Annotated in this window: 13 protein-coding genes; 4 read left to right on the top strand and 9 right to left on the bottom strand. The window is 70.4% G+C overall.

From position 1 onward, the window contains the following. Positions 1–21: 21 nt before the first annotated feature. From OG715_RS08255 to OG715_RS42385, 3 genes are read left to right on the top strand one after another with little or no spacing between them, the layout of a single operon-like run. A complete protein-coding gene (locus tag OG715_RS08255) occupies positions 22–282 on the top strand; it encodes a multiubiquitin domain-containing protein (RefSeq protein WP_266275970.1) in 261 nt (86 codons plus the stop codon). Beyond that, a complete protein-coding gene (locus OG715_RS08250; RefSeq protein WP_266275972.1) occupies positions 257–1,426 on the top strand; it encodes a ThiF family adenylyltransferase in 1,170 nt (389 codons plus the stop codon). The genes OG715_RS08255 and OG715_RS08250 overlap by 26 nt, the downstream gene beginning before the upstream one ends. A 50-nt stretch (positions 1,427–1,476) precedes the next feature. Further along, positions 1,477–1,824: a DUF6527 family protein gene (locus OG715_RS42385; protein ID WP_353962762.1), complete on the top strand. Its 348-nt coding sequence runs from the start codon at positions 1,477–1,479 to the stop codon at positions 1,822–1,824. 274 nt (positions 1,825–2,098) lie between these two features. On the opposite strand, the gene OG715_RS08245 is transcribed toward OG715_RS42385, so the two are convergent. The 8 genes from OG715_RS08245 to OG715_RS08210 form a co-directional block, all read right to left on the bottom strand. Further along, a complete protein-coding gene (locus OG715_RS08245) occupies positions 2,099–3,574 on the bottom strand; it encodes a hypothetical protein (RefSeq protein ID WP_266275974.1) in 1,476 nt (491 codons plus the stop codon). A 317-nt stretch (positions 3,575–3,891) separates the two neighbouring features. Next, positions 3,892–4,566, bottom strand: a complete 675-nt coding sequence (locus OG715_RS08240; protein ID WP_266275976.1) for a response regulator — start codon at positions 4,564–4,566, stop codon at positions 3,892–3,894. Then, complete coding sequence (locus OG715_RS08235; RefSeq protein ID WP_266275978.1) at positions 4,563–7,154, bottom strand: ATP-binding protein; 2,592 nt, start codon at positions 7,152–7,154, stop codon at positions 4,563–4,565. Before OG715_RS08235 ends, OG715_RS08240 begins: the two co-directional genes overlap by 4 nt. A gap of 173 nt (positions 7,155–7,327) precedes the next feature. Beyond that, positions 7,328–7,957, bottom strand: coding sequence for a potassium-transporting ATPase subunit KdpC (gene kdpC / locus OG715_RS08230; protein WP_266275980.1), 630 nt, complete (start codon positions 7,955–7,957; stop codon positions 7,328–7,330). Between the two features lie 18 nt (positions 7,958–7,975). Beyond that, positions 7,976–10,084, bottom strand: coding sequence for a potassium-transporting ATPase subunit KdpB (gene kdpB / locus OG715_RS08225; RefSeq protein ID WP_266275983.1), 2,109 nt, complete (start codon positions 10,082–10,084; stop codon positions 7,976–7,978). Further along, complete coding sequence (gene kdpA, locus OG715_RS08220; protein ID WP_266275985.1) at positions 10,084–11,745, bottom strand: potassium-transporting ATPase subunit KdpA; 1,662 nt, start codon at positions 11,743–11,745, stop codon at positions 10,084–10,086. Before kdpA ends, kdpB begins: the two co-directional genes overlap by 1 nt. Before the next feature lie 2 nt (positions 11,746–11,747). Continuing rightward, positions 11,748–11,837 carry a K(+)-transporting ATPase subunit F gene (gene kdpF, locus OG715_RS08215; protein ID WP_266275987.1) on the bottom strand — a complete coding sequence of 30 codons (90 nt, stop codon included), beginning with the start codon at positions 11,835–11,837 and terminating at the stop codon, positions 11,748–11,750. A 359-nt stretch (positions 11,838–12,196) separates the two neighbouring features. Further along, positions 12,197–13,330, bottom strand: coding sequence for a universal stress protein (locus OG715_RS08210; RefSeq protein ID WP_323182276.1), 1,134 nt, complete (start codon positions 13,328–13,330; stop codon positions 12,197–12,199). Between the two features lie 985 nt (positions 13,331–14,315). On the opposite strand from OG715_RS08210, the gene OG715_RS08205 reads away from it, so the two are divergent. Further along, complete coding sequence (locus tag OG715_RS08205; protein WP_266275989.1) at positions 14,316–14,741, top strand: hypothetical protein; 426 nt, start codon at positions 14,316–14,318, stop codon at positions 14,739–14,741. Positions 14,742–14,825: 84 nt separating this feature from the next. Here the strand turns inward: OG715_RS08205 and OG715_RS08200 are convergent, their stop codons facing one another. Beyond that, positions 14,826–15,236: a MerR family transcriptional regulator gene (locus OG715_RS08200; RefSeq protein ID WP_266273904.1), complete on the bottom strand. Its 411-nt coding sequence runs from the start codon at positions 15,234–15,236 to the stop codon at positions 14,826–14,828. Positions 15,237–15,599: the final 363 nt, after the last annotated feature.

The raw sequence follows: 15,599 nt of genomic DNA, 5'->3' as shown, positions 1-15,599 counted from the left end.
ATCACACCTTCAGGAGGACCCATGTCCCAGGACAGCCACGGGCCCGCGCCCGTCACGATCGTCGTCAACGCACGCCCGCACACCTGGGAGGCGAAGGAGATCACCTTCGAGCAGGTCGTAGACCTCGCCTACCCCGGCCAGGTGCCGACCGACCAGGACACCTACACCGTGCGCTACAGCCGTGGCCACGACGGACACGGAGCGGGCAGCCTCACGGCCGGCCACAGCGTCCCGGTGAAGAAGGGGATGGTCTTCGATGTCTACCGCACTTCTCGCTCGTGATCCCGACCTGGCCCGCCTCCTCGACGACGGCTACGACGTCGTCGTCCATGCCGGCCACGTCATCATCCGGCACATCCCGTACGCCACCGAGAACCGCACCGTCGCGCATGGGTTCCTCGCCTACCCCATGACTGTCAGCGGAGACCGCCTGGTCTCCGGAACCGACCACCGCATTTGGTTCAGCGGCTCCGCCCCGTGCGACGAGCACGGCCGGCCGCTGGCCCTGGCGAGCCCGGACCTCCGGGAGATCGCCGAGGGCATGCGGGTGGCCTTCATGCTCTCCAGCAAGCCCGGGCCCGACGGCTACCCGGACGAGTACACGAAAATCACCGCTTACGCGCGGATCATCGCCGACCAGGCGCACGCACTCGATTCCTCGGCCACCCCTACGCCGGGCGCGGCGTGGCAGGAGGTCGACGACGGCAGTCCCTTCGTCTACCGGGACACCGCCACCTCCCGCGCCGGCATCGCGGCCGTCCACCGCCGTTTCCGGGGCCACCGCATTGTGATCGTCGGTCTCGGAGGCAGCGGGAGCTACGTCCTAGACCAGGTGGCCAAGACCGAGGTGGACTCGATCCTCCTCGTCGACGGCGACACCTTCGACAACCACAACGCGTTCCGCGCTCCGGGCGCCCCGACCCTCGAGACCCTGCGCGGCCGCCCGGTCAAGGCCGCCTACCTCGCCTCGATCTACGCGAACATGCACCGGGGCGTGAAGGCCTGCGAGGAGTACCTGGACGAAGACAACCTCCACCTGCTCACCGGAGCGACGTTCGTCTTCCTCGCCTCCGACGACGCCGCTGGCAAGCCGGCGATCATCGACTGGCTCGAGGCACGCGACGTGCCGTTCATCGACGTTGGCATGGGCGTCGAGGAGATCGACGGCCGCCTCAGCGGGCTGCTCCGCGTCACCACGAGCCTTCCCGGCCGCCGTGACGCGGCTCGCCGCCGCATCCCGCAGCCGGCGCCCGAACGCGACGCCTACATGCGGAACATCCAGACCGCGGACCTGAACGCGCTCAACGCCGTCCTGGCCGTCATCCGCTGGAAGCGATCCATCGGCATCTATGCCGATGCCACTGACGAAGGCCACACCACGTACTCGCTGATCACCAACGAGATCGCCAACGAGGACCTGCCGTGAGTGCCCAGGACACGCTGCGTCCGGTCTTCACCGAGACATTCCCTCCGACGATGGAACCAGGGGTGCTGTACGTCTCGATCCCTTACCGAACCTGCGGTCACCTGTGCTGTTGCGGATGTGGACACGACGTCATCACACCGCTCTCCCCGGCGCAGTGGTCGATCGCCTATGACGGAGAGAACGTGTCCCTTGCCCCGTCGGTTGGCAACTGGTCATTCCCCTGCGAGTCGCACTACTGGATCCATGACGGCCGCGTCCGCTGGAGCCGCCGGTACTCGGCAGCGGAGATCGATCAGAACCGTGCTCGGGACCGTCGCCTGCTGGACCTGGACACCACGGTCCCCAAGCCAGGACCGCCGTCCAGACTCCGCCGCCATCTGCGGTTCTTGCGCCCGTAGGCCGATGAACCATCGCCCTGGCGAAGCGGCTCGCAGGTACGGAGCGTGACGGCGGAGGCGAAGCCCGGAACGCCTGCGGTGACCTAGTGGCTCGTCTCAGTTCCTTGGTCGCGGCAGGCCCGCATCGTCGCCGTGACCCTGGGCGACCAGGCCGGTGTGGCGCTGGATGCCCTGCACCGCCCGTCCAAGGTCGCCTGACCTTCAGCGAGCACCAGCTACCGGCGGACCCGGCTCGGCGATACGCCGACCCGGGCGGTCGTTCGCGGGCGTGGTCTCAGCGGTACTCGCGAAGGCGGGGCCGTACGCCGATCGCCGTGGCGACGAGGAGGCCGGCGAGCGCCAGTGCGCCCGCTGCCGCAGTGATCGCGTCGAGGTCGTCGTCCGCGTCGGCGACGGCCTGGCCGAGTGCCTGCTTGTTGATCGCGAGGACGGCGTCGAGGGCGTCACCGAACAGGTTGAAGTCGGCGTTGGACTGGCCGGGGGCGATGCCGGTGTTGAAGGTGACCGCCTCCTTGAGCTGCCCCTGGGCGCGCATCGCGCGGGTCTTGCGGTCGTCGAGCTGGTACTGCTGGAAGGTGGCCAGCACCCGCTCGGCGGCGTCCTGCTCGCCGGTGAAGGTGATGTTGCGCAGTTCGGTGCCGAGGAAGCCGTCGAAGCCGACGGTGCGGTGGTCGGCACGGTGCGCGTCGGCGGCGCTGCGCAGGCGGGCGTCGTAGGTGGCGATCGTGACGCCGTCGAGCCGGGCGATGGCCTGGCTCTTGTCGAGGAAGCTCTGCTCGTATGCTGCCGCGCGGGCGGGGTCGGTGAGGTAGCGGCTCTCGTCGGCGTTCATGTCGAAGGCGGTGGCACGGGCGCGGCTGAGGGCGATGACGGAGTCGTAGGAGTTGCTTTTGGCGACGAACAGGTGGTCCTGGGCGCGGGAGGCGAGGGTGAGACCCGTCAGCAAGGCGGCGGCGGTCACCAGCGTGGCGGCGACGAGTGGGATGTTGAGCAGGCGGCGGAAGCGGACGGCGAGGGTGCGCTGGAGGACCGCGAGCGCGGCGAGAGCGAGCAGGCCGGCGCCCAGGATCCACCACCAGCCGGCGGCCAGGTCGTCGCGCTGGGCGGTGTAGATGTTCTCGACGGTGGCGTCGTTGGCGGCGATGACCTGGTCTGCGGCGGGCAGGAGCTGCTGGCGCAGCAGGTCGGTGGCCTGCCGGTAGGCCTCCAGGGCTTCGGGGGAGGGCCTGCCGGCCGGGGCGTGGGCCTGCTCCTCCAGGAGCTGGGCGCGGGCGACGAGGGCCTCGTAGCGGCCGAGGCGGTCGAGGACGGTCTGGACGGCCTTCTGCCCGGCCGGGTCATCGCCCGTGGCTTCGGCGGCGCGCTGGAGGTTGCTGTCGGCCTCGGTGCGGCGCTGCTCGTAGGTGTCGAGGGTCTGCCGGCGCAGGGCGGCGTAGTCGGGGTCGGCGCCGAGCAGCAGCAGGTTGGCGGCCTGGGCGTCCATGTCGTTGAGCGCGAAGTACAGGTCGGCCGAACGGACGGCCTGCGGGGCGGCCTGGTGGCCGATCGCATCGATCCGGTCGCGGGCGCCGCTGAGCACCGTCGCGGTGACGGCCCCGAAGAGCAGCGCCGCGGTCAGGGTGGCGACGATCAGGCCACGGACCAGGCGGGGGGTGTTCCACCAGGCCCGGTTCAGCCACTCGGGGCCGCGTGCAGAGCGGGTCGTTCGGGGCGTCGGGGTGGTGTGGGGGACGCGCGGTGCGGGTGCCACCCCGGCCGGCCCGTGTGCCGCTGCCTCCGGCGAGGCCGCGTTGCATGGTATAGCCGCTCTGCCGGATGCGCCCATCGCCGCGCGTCCCCTTCCCCCCACTTGGCTGCCGGAATTACCTCGGTGTAAGTGACCGAGGTTGCTGGGATTCCGGCAGAGGTTCCGCCCGACTTCCCCACGAAGACGGGGCGGGACCGGTTCTTCGCCGCTGACGCTATGCGCACCGGGAGGCTGCTTCGGCGGTTCCTGATGCCGTCCTAACGCGTAGGGGGCGCGCCTTGACGGCTCCTTAGCGGCGCTGACCGCTTCCGGCTTGCGGGTTACGGGTTGTAGCGGTAGCCGATGCCCGGTTCGGTGATCAGGTACTGGGGCCGGGTGGGGTCGGGTTCGAGCTTGCGGCGCAGCCCGGCGAAGTAGACCCGCAGGTAGTTGCTGTGCTGCTCGGCGTCGGGGCCCCAGACTTCGCGCAGGAGGTGTTTGCCGGGCACCAGTCGGCCGGGGTTGGCCAGCAGGATGGTGAGGATCTTCCATTCGGTGGGGGTGAGCCGCACGTGCCCGTCCGGTCCGGTGACGGTCCCGGCGGTCACGTCGATCTTGTACACGCCGATTCGGGCCGTGGGGCCTGGTGCCGCGCGGGTGGGCCTGCGCAGGACGGCCCGCAGCCGGGCGAACAGCTCGTCCATGTCGAACGGCTTGGTGAGGTAGTCGTCGGCCCCGGCGTCGAGGGCGCGGATCTTCTCCTCGGTGTCCGCGCGGCCGGAGAGCACGATGATCGGCACGTCGAGCGAGCCGCGCAGGCCCTGGATGACGTCGACGCCGTCGAAGTCGGGCAGGCCCAGGTCGAGCACGACCGCGTCTGGTGGCTCGCGGCCGGTCGCGTCGAGTGCTTCCTGTCCTGTGCTCGCGGTGATGACGGTGAAATGGCGGGCGTGGAAGTTCATCCGCAGGGCTCGGAGCAGTTGAGGTTCGTCGTCCACGAGGAGAATGCGGCTCACTGCTCCTCCCGTACCTGGGCGCCGTCGCCGGGTGTCCCTGATGGCGGCGTGTTGCTGTCGTCGCCGGGGCGGTCGGCCACGGCGGCGGGCAGGGTGAGCAGCATGGTGGTGCCGCCGCCGGGGGTGTCCTCCACTTCCAGGGTGCCGTCCATGGCTTCGGCGAGGCCGCGGGAGAGGGCGAGGCCGAGGCCGACGCCGGTGGTGTTGTCGGTGTCGCCGAGGCGCTGGAAGGGGAGGAACACGCGGTCGCGGTCCTCGGGGGCGATGCCGGGGCCGCGGTCGACGATACGGATCTCGACCTGGTCCTCGTGGCTGCTCGCGGTGACCAGGACCGGTGCGCCGGGCGCGTTGTGGCGCAGGGCGTTGGCGATCAGGTTGGCCAGTACCCGTTCCAGCAGCGGCGGATCGGCGAGCACCGGTGGTGCCTGGCCGAGGTCCAGCGGTTGGACGGCGGCGTCCGGGTCGGCGAGGGAGTCCATTGCGCGCGGCAGCAGCTCGTCGAGATGGGCCGCTTCCAGGTGGAGGGTGAGAGCGCCAGCCTGGAGGCGGCTCATGTCGAGGAGGTTGTCGACCAGCCCGGTGAGCCTGAGCAACGAGTCGTTGGCCATGGAGAGGAGTTCGTCGCGGTCCTCCTCGGAGAACTCGACGTCGGGGCTGCGCAGCGAGCCGACGGAGGCGAGGGCGGCGGCGAGCGGGGTGCGCAGGTCGTGGCTGACGGCGGCGAGCAGGGCGGTGCGCATCTTGTCGGCGGCCTTGATCGGTTCGATCTCGGCGGCGACGGTGGCGAGTCGGTCGCGTTCCAGCGCGGCGGTGATGTGCGCGGTGAAGGCGGTGAGCACGCGCTGGTCGGCGGCGGGCAGTCGGCGTCCGGTCAGGATCAGCAGCGCGTCCGGGCCGGCCGGCAGTTCGGTGACCGTTCGGTTGGGGGCTGGTTCGCCGTCTGAGTCGCTGCGGGCGATAGCGCCGCCACTGCGGTCGAGCAGGGCGACCGAGTCGAGGCCGAAAGCGGTGCGGGTCTTCTCCAACAGCGCGGGGAGGGCGTCGGCGCCGCGCAGGACGCTGCCAGCGAGGGTGGAGAGGGTCTCGGCCTCGGCGGTGGCGCGGGCGGCGCGGGTGGTCAGGCGGGCACCGTGGTCGACCACGGTGGAGACGGTGAGCGCGACGGCCGCGAACACGGCCAGGGCGATGAAGTTGTTGGTCTCGCCGATGGTGAACGTGTGGACCGGTGGAATGAAGTAGTAGTTCAGAAGCAGTGAGGCCACCAGCGAGGCCAGCAGCGCCGAGACCGCGCCGCCGAACAGCGCTACGCCCACCACCCCGAGCTGGAAGATGAGGGCGACGGTCGTCAGGTTGAGCCCGCTGTCCACTTGGGAGAGCAGCAGGGTCAGGAGAGCCGGGACCGCGAGCCCGGCCAGGTAGCCGGCGACGGTGCGGCGTCGGGAGTGGCGCCGGCCGAGGGCGGGCAGCCGGCCCCGGCCGGTGAACTCGTGGGTGACCATGTGGACGTCGATGTCCTCGGAGGCGTCCACCGTGGTCTCGCCGATGCCGGGGCCGGTGAGGAAGCGGGCGGTCCGGCCGCGGCGGCTGGTGCCGAGGACGAGCTGGGTGGCGTGGTGGGCGCGGGCGAAGGCGAGCAGCGAGGTGGGAACGTCGTCGCCGACGACCACGTGGTAGCTGCCGCCGAGGTCCTCGACGAGCTGCCGCTGCTGGGCGAGGGCGCCGGGTGAGGCGCCGGCCAGGCCGTCGCTGCGGCTGATGTGGACGGCGAGCAGGTCGCCGCCGGCGGTGCGGTCGGAGATCCGGGCGGCGCGTCTGATCAGGGTCTCGCCCTCGGGGCCGCCGGTGAGGGCGACCACGACGCGTTCGCGGGTCTCCCAGACGCGGTCGATGTTGTGGCTGGCGCGGTAGTCGCGCAGGCCCTCGTCGACCCGCCCGGCCACCCAGAGCAGGGCGAGTTCGCGCAGGGCGGTGAGGTTGCCGACCCGGAAGTAGTGGGAGAGCGCGGCGTCCACCTTCTCCGCCTTGTAGACGTTGCCGTGGGCCATCCGGCGGCGCAGCGCCTGGGGGGCCATGTCGACGAGTTCGATCTGGTCGGCCCGGCGCACCACCTCGTCCGGGACGGTCTCGCGCTGCGGGATGCCGGTGATCTTCTGGACGACGTCGTTCAACGACTCGAGGTGCTGGATGTTGACGGTGGTGATCACGTCGACGCCGGCGTCGAGGAGTTCCTCGATGTCCTGCCAGCGCTTGGCGTTGCGTCCGCCGGGGATGTTGGTGTGGGCGAGTTCGTCGACGAGGGCGACGGTGGGCCGGCGGGCGAGCAGTGCGTCGAGGTCCATCTCCTCGAAGTCGGTGTCCCGGTAGTGCCGGCGGACGCGGGGGACGACTTCGAGTCCGTCGAGCAGCCCCGCGGTGTACTTGCGTCCGTGGGTCTCGATCCAGCCGACGACCACGTCCGCGCCGCGCTGCTGTCTGCGGTGGGCCTCATCCAGCATCCGGTAGGTCTTGCCGACACCGGGGGCCGATCCGAGGTAGACCCTCAGCCGTCCGCGGCGGTGAACGGTGCCGGGGGTGAGGTCACGGGACATGGGCGCTGCGCTTTCTGACGAAGGGCGGCCTGGGACGGGGGTGGAGCGCTGTCCGGGTGCGGGGCGGTTGGGCCTGTTCCGCTGAGCGGACACGGAATGCGGGCGACCGGCCCGGGCGCGGTTGGATGTCTTCCGCGCCCGGGCCGGTCCGGATCCTCAACGGGTCGAGGGGGTCACTTCGCCTCGCTCACGGCCTTGTTGAGCAGGACGATGTTGACGCCGTCCTGGCCGAGGAAGCCGAGCGCACGGGTATCGGTGTAGTGGTCGATCAGCTGGTTCAGCTTCTCGGTCGGGATGCCGCGCTCCCTGGCGACACGGTTGACCTGCTCGCGGGCGTAGGCGACGGAGATGTGCGGGTCGAGGCCGGAGGCGGAGGAGGTGACCGCGTCCGCCGGGACGCCCGCCGCATCGACGCCGTCGAAGGCGGCGATCGCGGCGCGGCGGTCCTGGATCGCCTTGGTCAGCTTCTCGTCGTTCGGGCCCAGGTTGGTGGCGCCGGATGACTTCGGGTCGTAGTTGCCGGCGGAGAACCGGGGCTGGAACCACTTCGGGTCCGGCTTCGGCTCCTCGTCCGGGTCGTCCGGGTTCTGCTTGGGGAGGTTGAAGTTCTGGCCGAGCAGGCTGGACCCGGCCTCCTTCCCGTCCGCCTTGACGATGGAGCCGTTGGCCTTGTCGGTGAACGCGACCTGGCTGATGCCGGTGATCAGCAGCGGGTAGGCGAGGCCGAGGATGACGGTCATCACCAGCAGCATGCGAAGCGCGGTGAAGTGCGTGCGCACGGTGGTGGGCAGGGGCTTGGACATGATGCGTTCTCCTCCTTCTCAGCTCAGGCCGGGGATGAACTGGACGACGAGGTCGATCGCCTTGATCCCGATGAAGGGGACGATGAGACCGCCGAGGCCGTAGACCCCGAGGTTGCGGCGCAGCAGTGAACTTGCGTCCGAGGGGCGGTACTTGACGCCGCGCAGGGCGAGCGGGATGAGGCCGATGATGACCAGGGCGTTGAAGATGATCGCCGAGGTGATCGCGGAGGTCGGGCTGTGCAGGCCCATGATGTTGAGGTGCCGCAGGCCCGGGTAGACGCCGGCGAACATCGCCGGGATGATCGCGAAGTACTTGGCGACGTCGTTGGCGATGGAGAAGGTGGTCAGCGCGCCGCGGGTGATCAGGAGCTGCTTGCCGATCTCGACGATCTCGATCAGCTTGGTCGGGTTGGAGTCCAGGTCGACCATGTTGCCGGCCTCCTTGGCCGCCATGGTCCCGGTGTTCATCGCGACACCGACGTCGGCCTGGGCGAGGGCGGGGGCGTCGTTGGTGCCGTCGCCCGTCATCGCGACCAGCTTGCCGCCGGCCTGCTCCTTCTTGATGAGGGCCATCTTGTCCTCGGGGGTGGCCTCGGCGAGGAAGTCGTCCACGCCCGCCTCCTCCGCGATCGCCCGGGCGGTCAGCGGGTTGTCGCCGGTGATCATGACGGTCCTGATGCCCATCCGGCGCAGCTCGTCGAACCGCTCCCGCATGCCCTCCTTCACCACGTCCTTGAGGTGGATGACACCCAGCGCCCTCGGCGCCGCGGTGCCGGTCCGGGAGGCGACGACCAGCGGGGTGCCACCGGCCGCGGAGATGCCGTCGACCAGGGCGGCGACGTCCTTGCCGACCGTGCCGCCGTTCTCGGTGACCCAGTTGGTGACCGAACCCGCCGCGCCCTTGCGTACCGAGTGGACGCCGTCGGCCTCCGCGAGGTCAACGCCCGACATCCGGGTCTGCGCGGTGAACGGCACCCAGGTGGCGTGCGCCAACTCGCCCTGGGCGCGGGCCCGCAGGCCGTACTCCGTCTTGGCGAGGACGACGATCGAGCGGCCCTCCGGCGTCTCGTCCGCCAGGGACGAAAGCTGCGCCGCGTCCGCTAGGTCCCCGATGCCCACGCCCTCGGCCGGCCGGAACTCGGCGGCCTGGCGGTTGCCGAGGGTGATGGTGCCGGTCTTGTCGAGCAGCAGGGTGTTGACGTCGCCCGCCGCCTCGACGGCCCGGCCGGACATCGCCAGCACATTGCGCTGGACCAGCCGGTCCATGCCGGCGATGCCGATCGCCGAGAGCAGCGCGCCGATGGTGGTCGGGATCAGCGCCACGATCAGCGCGACCAGCACGATCATCGACTGCGGCGCACCGGCGTAGGTCGCGAGCGGCTGCAGGGTGACGACCGCGATCAGGAAGACGATGGTCAGCGAGGCCAGCAGGATGTTGAGCGCGATCTCGTTCGGCGTCTTCTGCCGGGCGGCGCCCTCGACCAGGGCGATCATCCGGTCGATGAAGGACTTGCCGGGCTCCGAGGCGATCTTCACCACGATCCGGTCCGACAGCACCTTGGTGCCGCCGGTCACGGCCGAGCGGTCGCCGCCGGACTCGCGGATCACCGGCGCGGACTCGCCGGTGATCGCCGACTCGTCGACCGAGGCGACACCCTCGACGACGTCACCGTCGCCGGGGATGATCTGGCCGGCCTCGACCACGACGTGGTCACCCAGGCGAAGGGCGGTCCCGGGGACCTCCTCCTCGGCCTGCGAGGCGGGCCAGTCGGTGAGGCGGCGGGCCATGGTGTCGGTCTTGGTCTTGCGCAGGGTGTCCGCCTGCGCCTTGCCGCGGCCCTCGGCGACGGCCTCGGCCAGGTTGGCGAAGACCGTGGTCAGCCACAGCCAGACGGTGATCGCCCAGGCGAACACGCTGGGGTCGGCGATCGCGGACACGGTGGTGACGACCGAGCCGACCTCGACCACGAACATCACCGGGTTCTTGACCATGACCCGGGGGTCGAGCTTCTTCACCGCGTCCGGCAGGGACGCCAGGATCAGCTTCGGGTCCAGCAGGCCGCCGGAGACTCTGTGGGGCGCGTGGCCGTGTTCCGCGGGTGCGGGAGGAGTGACGGTGGTGGACATCAGTGGAGACCTTCTGCGATCGGCCCGAGGGCCAGGGCCGGGAAGTAGGTGAGGCCGACGACGATCAGGACGACGCCCGACAGCAGCCCGACGAACAGCGGCTTGTGGGTGGGCAGGGTGCCCGGGGTGGCGGGGACCGGCTGCTGGGAGGCGAGCGAACCCGCCAGCGCCAGCACGAACACCATCGGCAGGAACCGGCCGAACACCATCGCCAGACCCAGCGCCGTGTCGTACCAGTCCGTGTTCACCGTGATACCGGCGAACGCCGAACCGTTGTTGTTGCTGGCGGAGGTGAACGCGTACAGCACCTCGGAGAAGCCGTGCGCACCGGAGTTGAGCATCCCGGCCCGCTGACCCGGCAGCGCCATCGCGACACCCGTGCCGACCAGCACCAGCGTCGGCGTGGTCAGGATGTACAGCGAGGCGAACTTCATCTCCCGCCCGCCCAGCTTCTTGCCCAGGTACTCCGGGGTGCGCCCGACCATCAGACCGGCCACGAAGACCGCGACGATCGCCAGCACCAGCATCCCGTACAGGCCCGAGCCCACACCGCCGGGCGCGATCTCGCCCAGCATCATGTTGAACACCGTCAGCCCGCCGCCGAACGGCGTGTACGAGTCGTGGAAGGAGTCCACCGCACCGGTCGAGGTGAGCGTCGTGGAGGCGGCGAACAGCGAGCTGGCCGCGATCCCGAACCGCTGCTCCTTGCCCTCCATCGCCCCGCCCGCGGCCTGGAGCGCGGCACCGCTGTGCTGACTTTCCGCGAAGGTCACAAGGGCAGCGGAGGCGACCCAGAAGAGCGCCATGACGGCGACGATCGCGTAGCCCTGGCGGTTGTCGCCGACCATCTTGCCGAAGGTGCGGGGCAGGGAGAAGGAGATCACCAGCAGCAGGAAGATCTCCAGCACATTGGTGAAGCCGTTCGGGTTCTCGAACGGGTGGGCCGAGTTGGCGTTGAAGAAACCGCCGCCGTTGGTGCCCAGTTCCTTGATGACCTCCTGCGAGGCCACCGGACCGCCCGGGATCGACTGCGGGTCCCCGGCGAGGGTGGTCAGCTCGTGGAAGCCGTGGAAGTTCTGCACCACGCCGTTGGCGACCAGTACCAGGGCGAAGACGATCGAGATCGGGAGCAGCAGGCGCAGCACGATCCGGGTGAGGTCCACCCAGAAGTTGCCGACCCGGTCGGTGCGGTTGCGGGTGAAGCCCCGGATCAGCGTCGCCACGACGGCGATGCCGACGGCCGCGGAGACGAAGTTCTGCACCGCCAGGCCCGCCATCTGCACCAGATGGCCGAGAGCGGACTCGCCGCTGTAGGACTGCCAGTTGGTGTTGGTGGTGAACGAGATGGCGGTGTTCCAGGCCTGGTGCCCCGGCATCTGCTCGACGCCGAGGTTCAGCAGCAGGTAGCCCTGGAGGCGGATCAGGCCGTACAGGAAGAGCACGGAAATGGCCGAAAAGGCCAGCACCGAGCGCAGGTACACCGGCCAGCGCTGATCGGCGTCACCGTCCACACCGATCACGCGGTACAGGCCGCGCTCGACTCTGAGGTGTTTGGTGGTGGTCAGGAGCTTGGCGATGTAGTCGCCAAGGGGGCGGTAGCACAGGGCCAGGGCGCCCACCAGGGCAAGGGCCTGCAGCCACCCAGCAGCAGTGGAGCTCATGATCAGAACTTCTCCGGGTAGATCAGCGCGACGACGAGGTAGCCGACGAGCGCGACGGCGACGACGAGACCTGCGATGTTCTCGGCGCTCACAGCTTCTCGACCCCCTTCGCGATCAGAGCGATGACGGCGAACACGGCAACCGTGAGGCCGACGAACACGAGATCGAGCATGGGTTCCACCAACTGGGGAGATGTGGGGGATGCCGCGGGCGCCCCGGACGCTGTTCACGGCACCGGTGGAGGACCGGCACAGGCAGCAAACCAGCCAAAACAGGAGCGCCGGCAATTCCTGACGCGTTCCATACGGGTGGTGCGGAATCTTGACGCGGCTTTGACGGCCGCGTCATGTGCCCGAGATCGACGGTTGCCCGAAACGTTTCACGCCGGCCAATCCCTCCGCCCGGACCGGTCCGGCGAAGGCGGATGATCAGCGCTGCGGACGCGCGGCGGTCAGCTGGTGTCGCCGTCGGTGCGCCGACGGCGGTGCAGCAGGTGGCCGTGGGCCGCTTCGGAGTGGGTGACGACGTAGACGTCGATCTCGTCGCCGGAGCCTTCGATGACGGTCTCGCCCATACTGCGGCTGAACAGGTTCTTCAGGCGGCTGCGGCGGGTGGCGCCGATGACGATCTGGGTGGCGTTGACCTGCCGTGCGAACGACAGGACCGCCTCGGCGGGATCACCCCCGGTCACCGTGTGCCAGCTGCCCCCGAGGCTCTCGACCAGGGCGCGCTGGCGCGCCAGAAGCTGCGGTGACGCGCCCGTGAGGCCGTCGTCGCGGGCGACGTGGACGGCCAGGAACTCGCCGCCGGCTCCGCGCGAGGCGGTGCGCTTGGCCCGTCGGATCAGCGTGTCGCCCTCGGGCCCGCCCGACAGGGCGACCAGGACGCGCTCCCGGGTTCCCCACGGCTGCTGGATCCCGTGGTCGTTGCGGTAGCGCAGCAGGGCCTCCTCGACTCGGTCGGCCGCCCAGAGCAGGGCGATCTCCCGCAGGGCGGTCAGGTTGCCGGCGCGGAAGAAGTTCGCGAGCGCGGCGTCGATCTTCTCCGCCGGGTAGATGTTGCCGTGCGCCATCCGCCGGCGCAGGGCCTCGGCGGACATGTCCACCAGCTCGATCTGGTCGGCACGGCGGACCACGTCGTCCGGGACCGTCTCACGCTGCCGGATCCCGGTGATCTGCTCGACGACGTCGTTGAGGGACTCCAGGTGCTGAATGTTGACCGTGGAGACGACATCGACGCCCGCGTCCAGGAGCTCCTCCACGTCCTGCCAGCGCTTCTCGTTTCGGCCGCCGGGGACATTGGTGTGCGCGAGTTCGTCCACAAGGGCGACCCGGGGGTGGCGCGTGAGGACCGCGTCCAGGTCCATCTCGGTGAAGGCGCAGCCCCGGTAGGGCATCGTCCGGCGCGGCACCGTCTCCAGACCCTCGGCCATCTGGCGGGTCAGCGGCCGGCCGTAGTCCTCCATGAAGGCGATGACCACGTCCGTTCCCCGCGACGCACGGCGTCGGCCCTCGGCGAGCATGTCGTACGTCTTGCCGACCCCGGGAGCCGCCCCGAGGTAGACCCGCAGCCGGCCGCGCGCCATGCTGGCCTCCCTTCCCAGAGCACCCGGTACGAGCCAGGGGGATTCGATCCCCTCTGCGCGGGGTTGATCCCCGCGAGGATCAGGCAGAGCACCTGTGCTTCCCATGGTCGTCCCGTCCCCGTATCACTCGCAGTCCGTCCGAGTGAGGAACTCCGCCACCGACGACGCAGTCACAGCCGATTCGGACCGGACCTCGGCCGGGGAGTACCCGTGGTCGGGCGGTGACGATGGCAGGTCCGTAGGAGGCTCCGCCTCCGTCTGGAGCGAGTTGCGCCGAGCCTGGGCGGGTTGCGCCCGGTAGGCGAAAAGATGCTCTGCCGTTCCCCGCCAGAGCCCCGATAAAATGATCCTCGGTGTGGCGGGAAGACTGGTCGGCTCGGGAGATGACTGCAGCGATCAGGCGGGCGGTGGCCCCGATTGTCGCGATGGGGCACTTTTCGCCGATGACTGCTGTGGGGATCGTTCTCGCCCTGGTGGTTCTGGCCACCGCAGTGGCCACCTTCACACGGCTCCGGCGTGAGCCCGGGCCCTCCCTACTGGTCCTGGCCGGAATCGCGGTCGCACTGACACTCGGCGTTCCTGCGCTGCACATCCTCCCGCAGGCCATCGCCCCGGTGGTCTGCCGCCGCTGCTCTGTGGCTCCGCCGAGGAGCTGCCCGGCGCGACCTGCGCACCGTACGGTGACCGGTCACGATCCTCTCCTTCGGCCTGGTCTTCGCCGCCGCCATCGCGATCGTCGGCCTGCCATCCGCGTTTGCGTTCGTGCTGGGGGCCGTGCTGTCGAGCGCCGACCCGGTGGCGGTGACCGCTCCCGGACTGGAGGCTGGCGCTCCGCGAGCTTCCCTGGCCCCGTGAGCAGCTGGACGACCTGGGCGGCACGGACGTCGAGCTGCGGGTCACCCTGTCGTGCTTCGTCGAACCCAATCCCGGTCGGCGCGGTGTCAGGGGCCAGCGCACCTACCCCTCCCATCGGCTCAGGTTCGCCATGAAGGGCTCCCTCGAGTCCCGGGCCGCTTTCGAGCGCCGCATCGCGGAGACGGCGGAGGCGGGGGACGACGGAATCACCAGGGTCAAGAAGTTCGACAGCGACGACGCGTGGGTCGTCGGCCCGACCAACCGCAAACGCGGCTCACTCCACTCCGACGTCTGGAGGGGCGACGCGACAGCGCTGGCCGGCAGCGGCATGCCCGCCGTCTACCCTGCCGGCGGCTGGTGGAAGGACCACGACCGCTCCGACCGGGTCGGCCTTCCCGTCTCCTACGCCCTGCTGGTGTCGCTGGCGACACCAGAGGTCGAGACCGACCTCTACACGCCAACGGCCGTAAAGCTCGACGTGCCGATCCCGGCCGGCCTCGCCGCCCGAGTCGAGACGTCGCACGGAGTGCCGGTCCAACTGCCGATCAGCTGGTAGCTGGCATCGGGCAGGCAGCGGCCGTCGAGTACGACGCCCCCGGAGCCGGCGCAGTGGACACGGACGGCACGGCGCCGGACCTGCTCAGCGGCCGGCCGGGTCGGCTCCCTGGATCCGCCGGCGGAGGGTGGTGGCGAAGTCCTCGGCGCGGGACAGCTGGACGCGCAGATCGGCGATGCGGTCCTGGGCGGCCTGCTCGTAGTCGCGGACGCGGTCGAGCAGCTTCTCCCGCGCGCCGGGGTCGAGCCGGCTGCCGGCGTCGAGGCGGTCGGTGGCGTCGAGGAGGTCGCGCATCCGGTCGAGGCTGAAGCCGAGGGGCTTCATGCGGCGGATGACCATGAGGCGGGCGACGTCGGCCTCCGTGTACAGGCGGAAGCCGCCCTGGGAGCGGGCGGAGGGGATGACGAGGCCGGTCTCCTCGTAGTGCCGGATGGTGCGCAGGGACAGGTCGGTGCGGGCGGCGACCTCGCCGATCTGCATGTGCTCGGATTCCACGCCCGCCATCCCCGTGTCACTCTCGTCTCTCGGTCCGTCGGCGGCCGACGACTCCAAACCCTCCCTACTCTAACGTCAGGGTAGAGTTGGCGGCGCGGGGTGGCCTCGTGCCTTCCCCGACCCTACGGCCTGTGCGCGTGGTGCGGGCCCACCGCCGTGTCGGGGCCGAAGCCGCTCCCGCGAACATCCGCCGGCAGGAGACGAAGCGTGCGCATGCCCCACGTGCCCGGCGCCGCCGTCTGCCCGCCGTGACGCAGCACGTGCCGTGAGCTGATCGGCTGCCTTCGGGCCCGCCTCGCTCGGCCCCTTCCGTCTTCCGCCCGCCACCTCGGGCGATCCGCGGGGTTGCCGCCCTGGCCTCCC

The organism is Kitasatospora purpeofusca, from assembly GCF_036010405.1.
GTDB classification, from domain to species: domain Bacteria; phylum Actinomycetota; class Actinomycetes; order Streptomycetales; family Streptomycetaceae; genus Kitasatospora; species Kitasatospora purpeofusca.
This window is presented reverse-complemented; position numbering and strand designations above follow the sequence as displayed.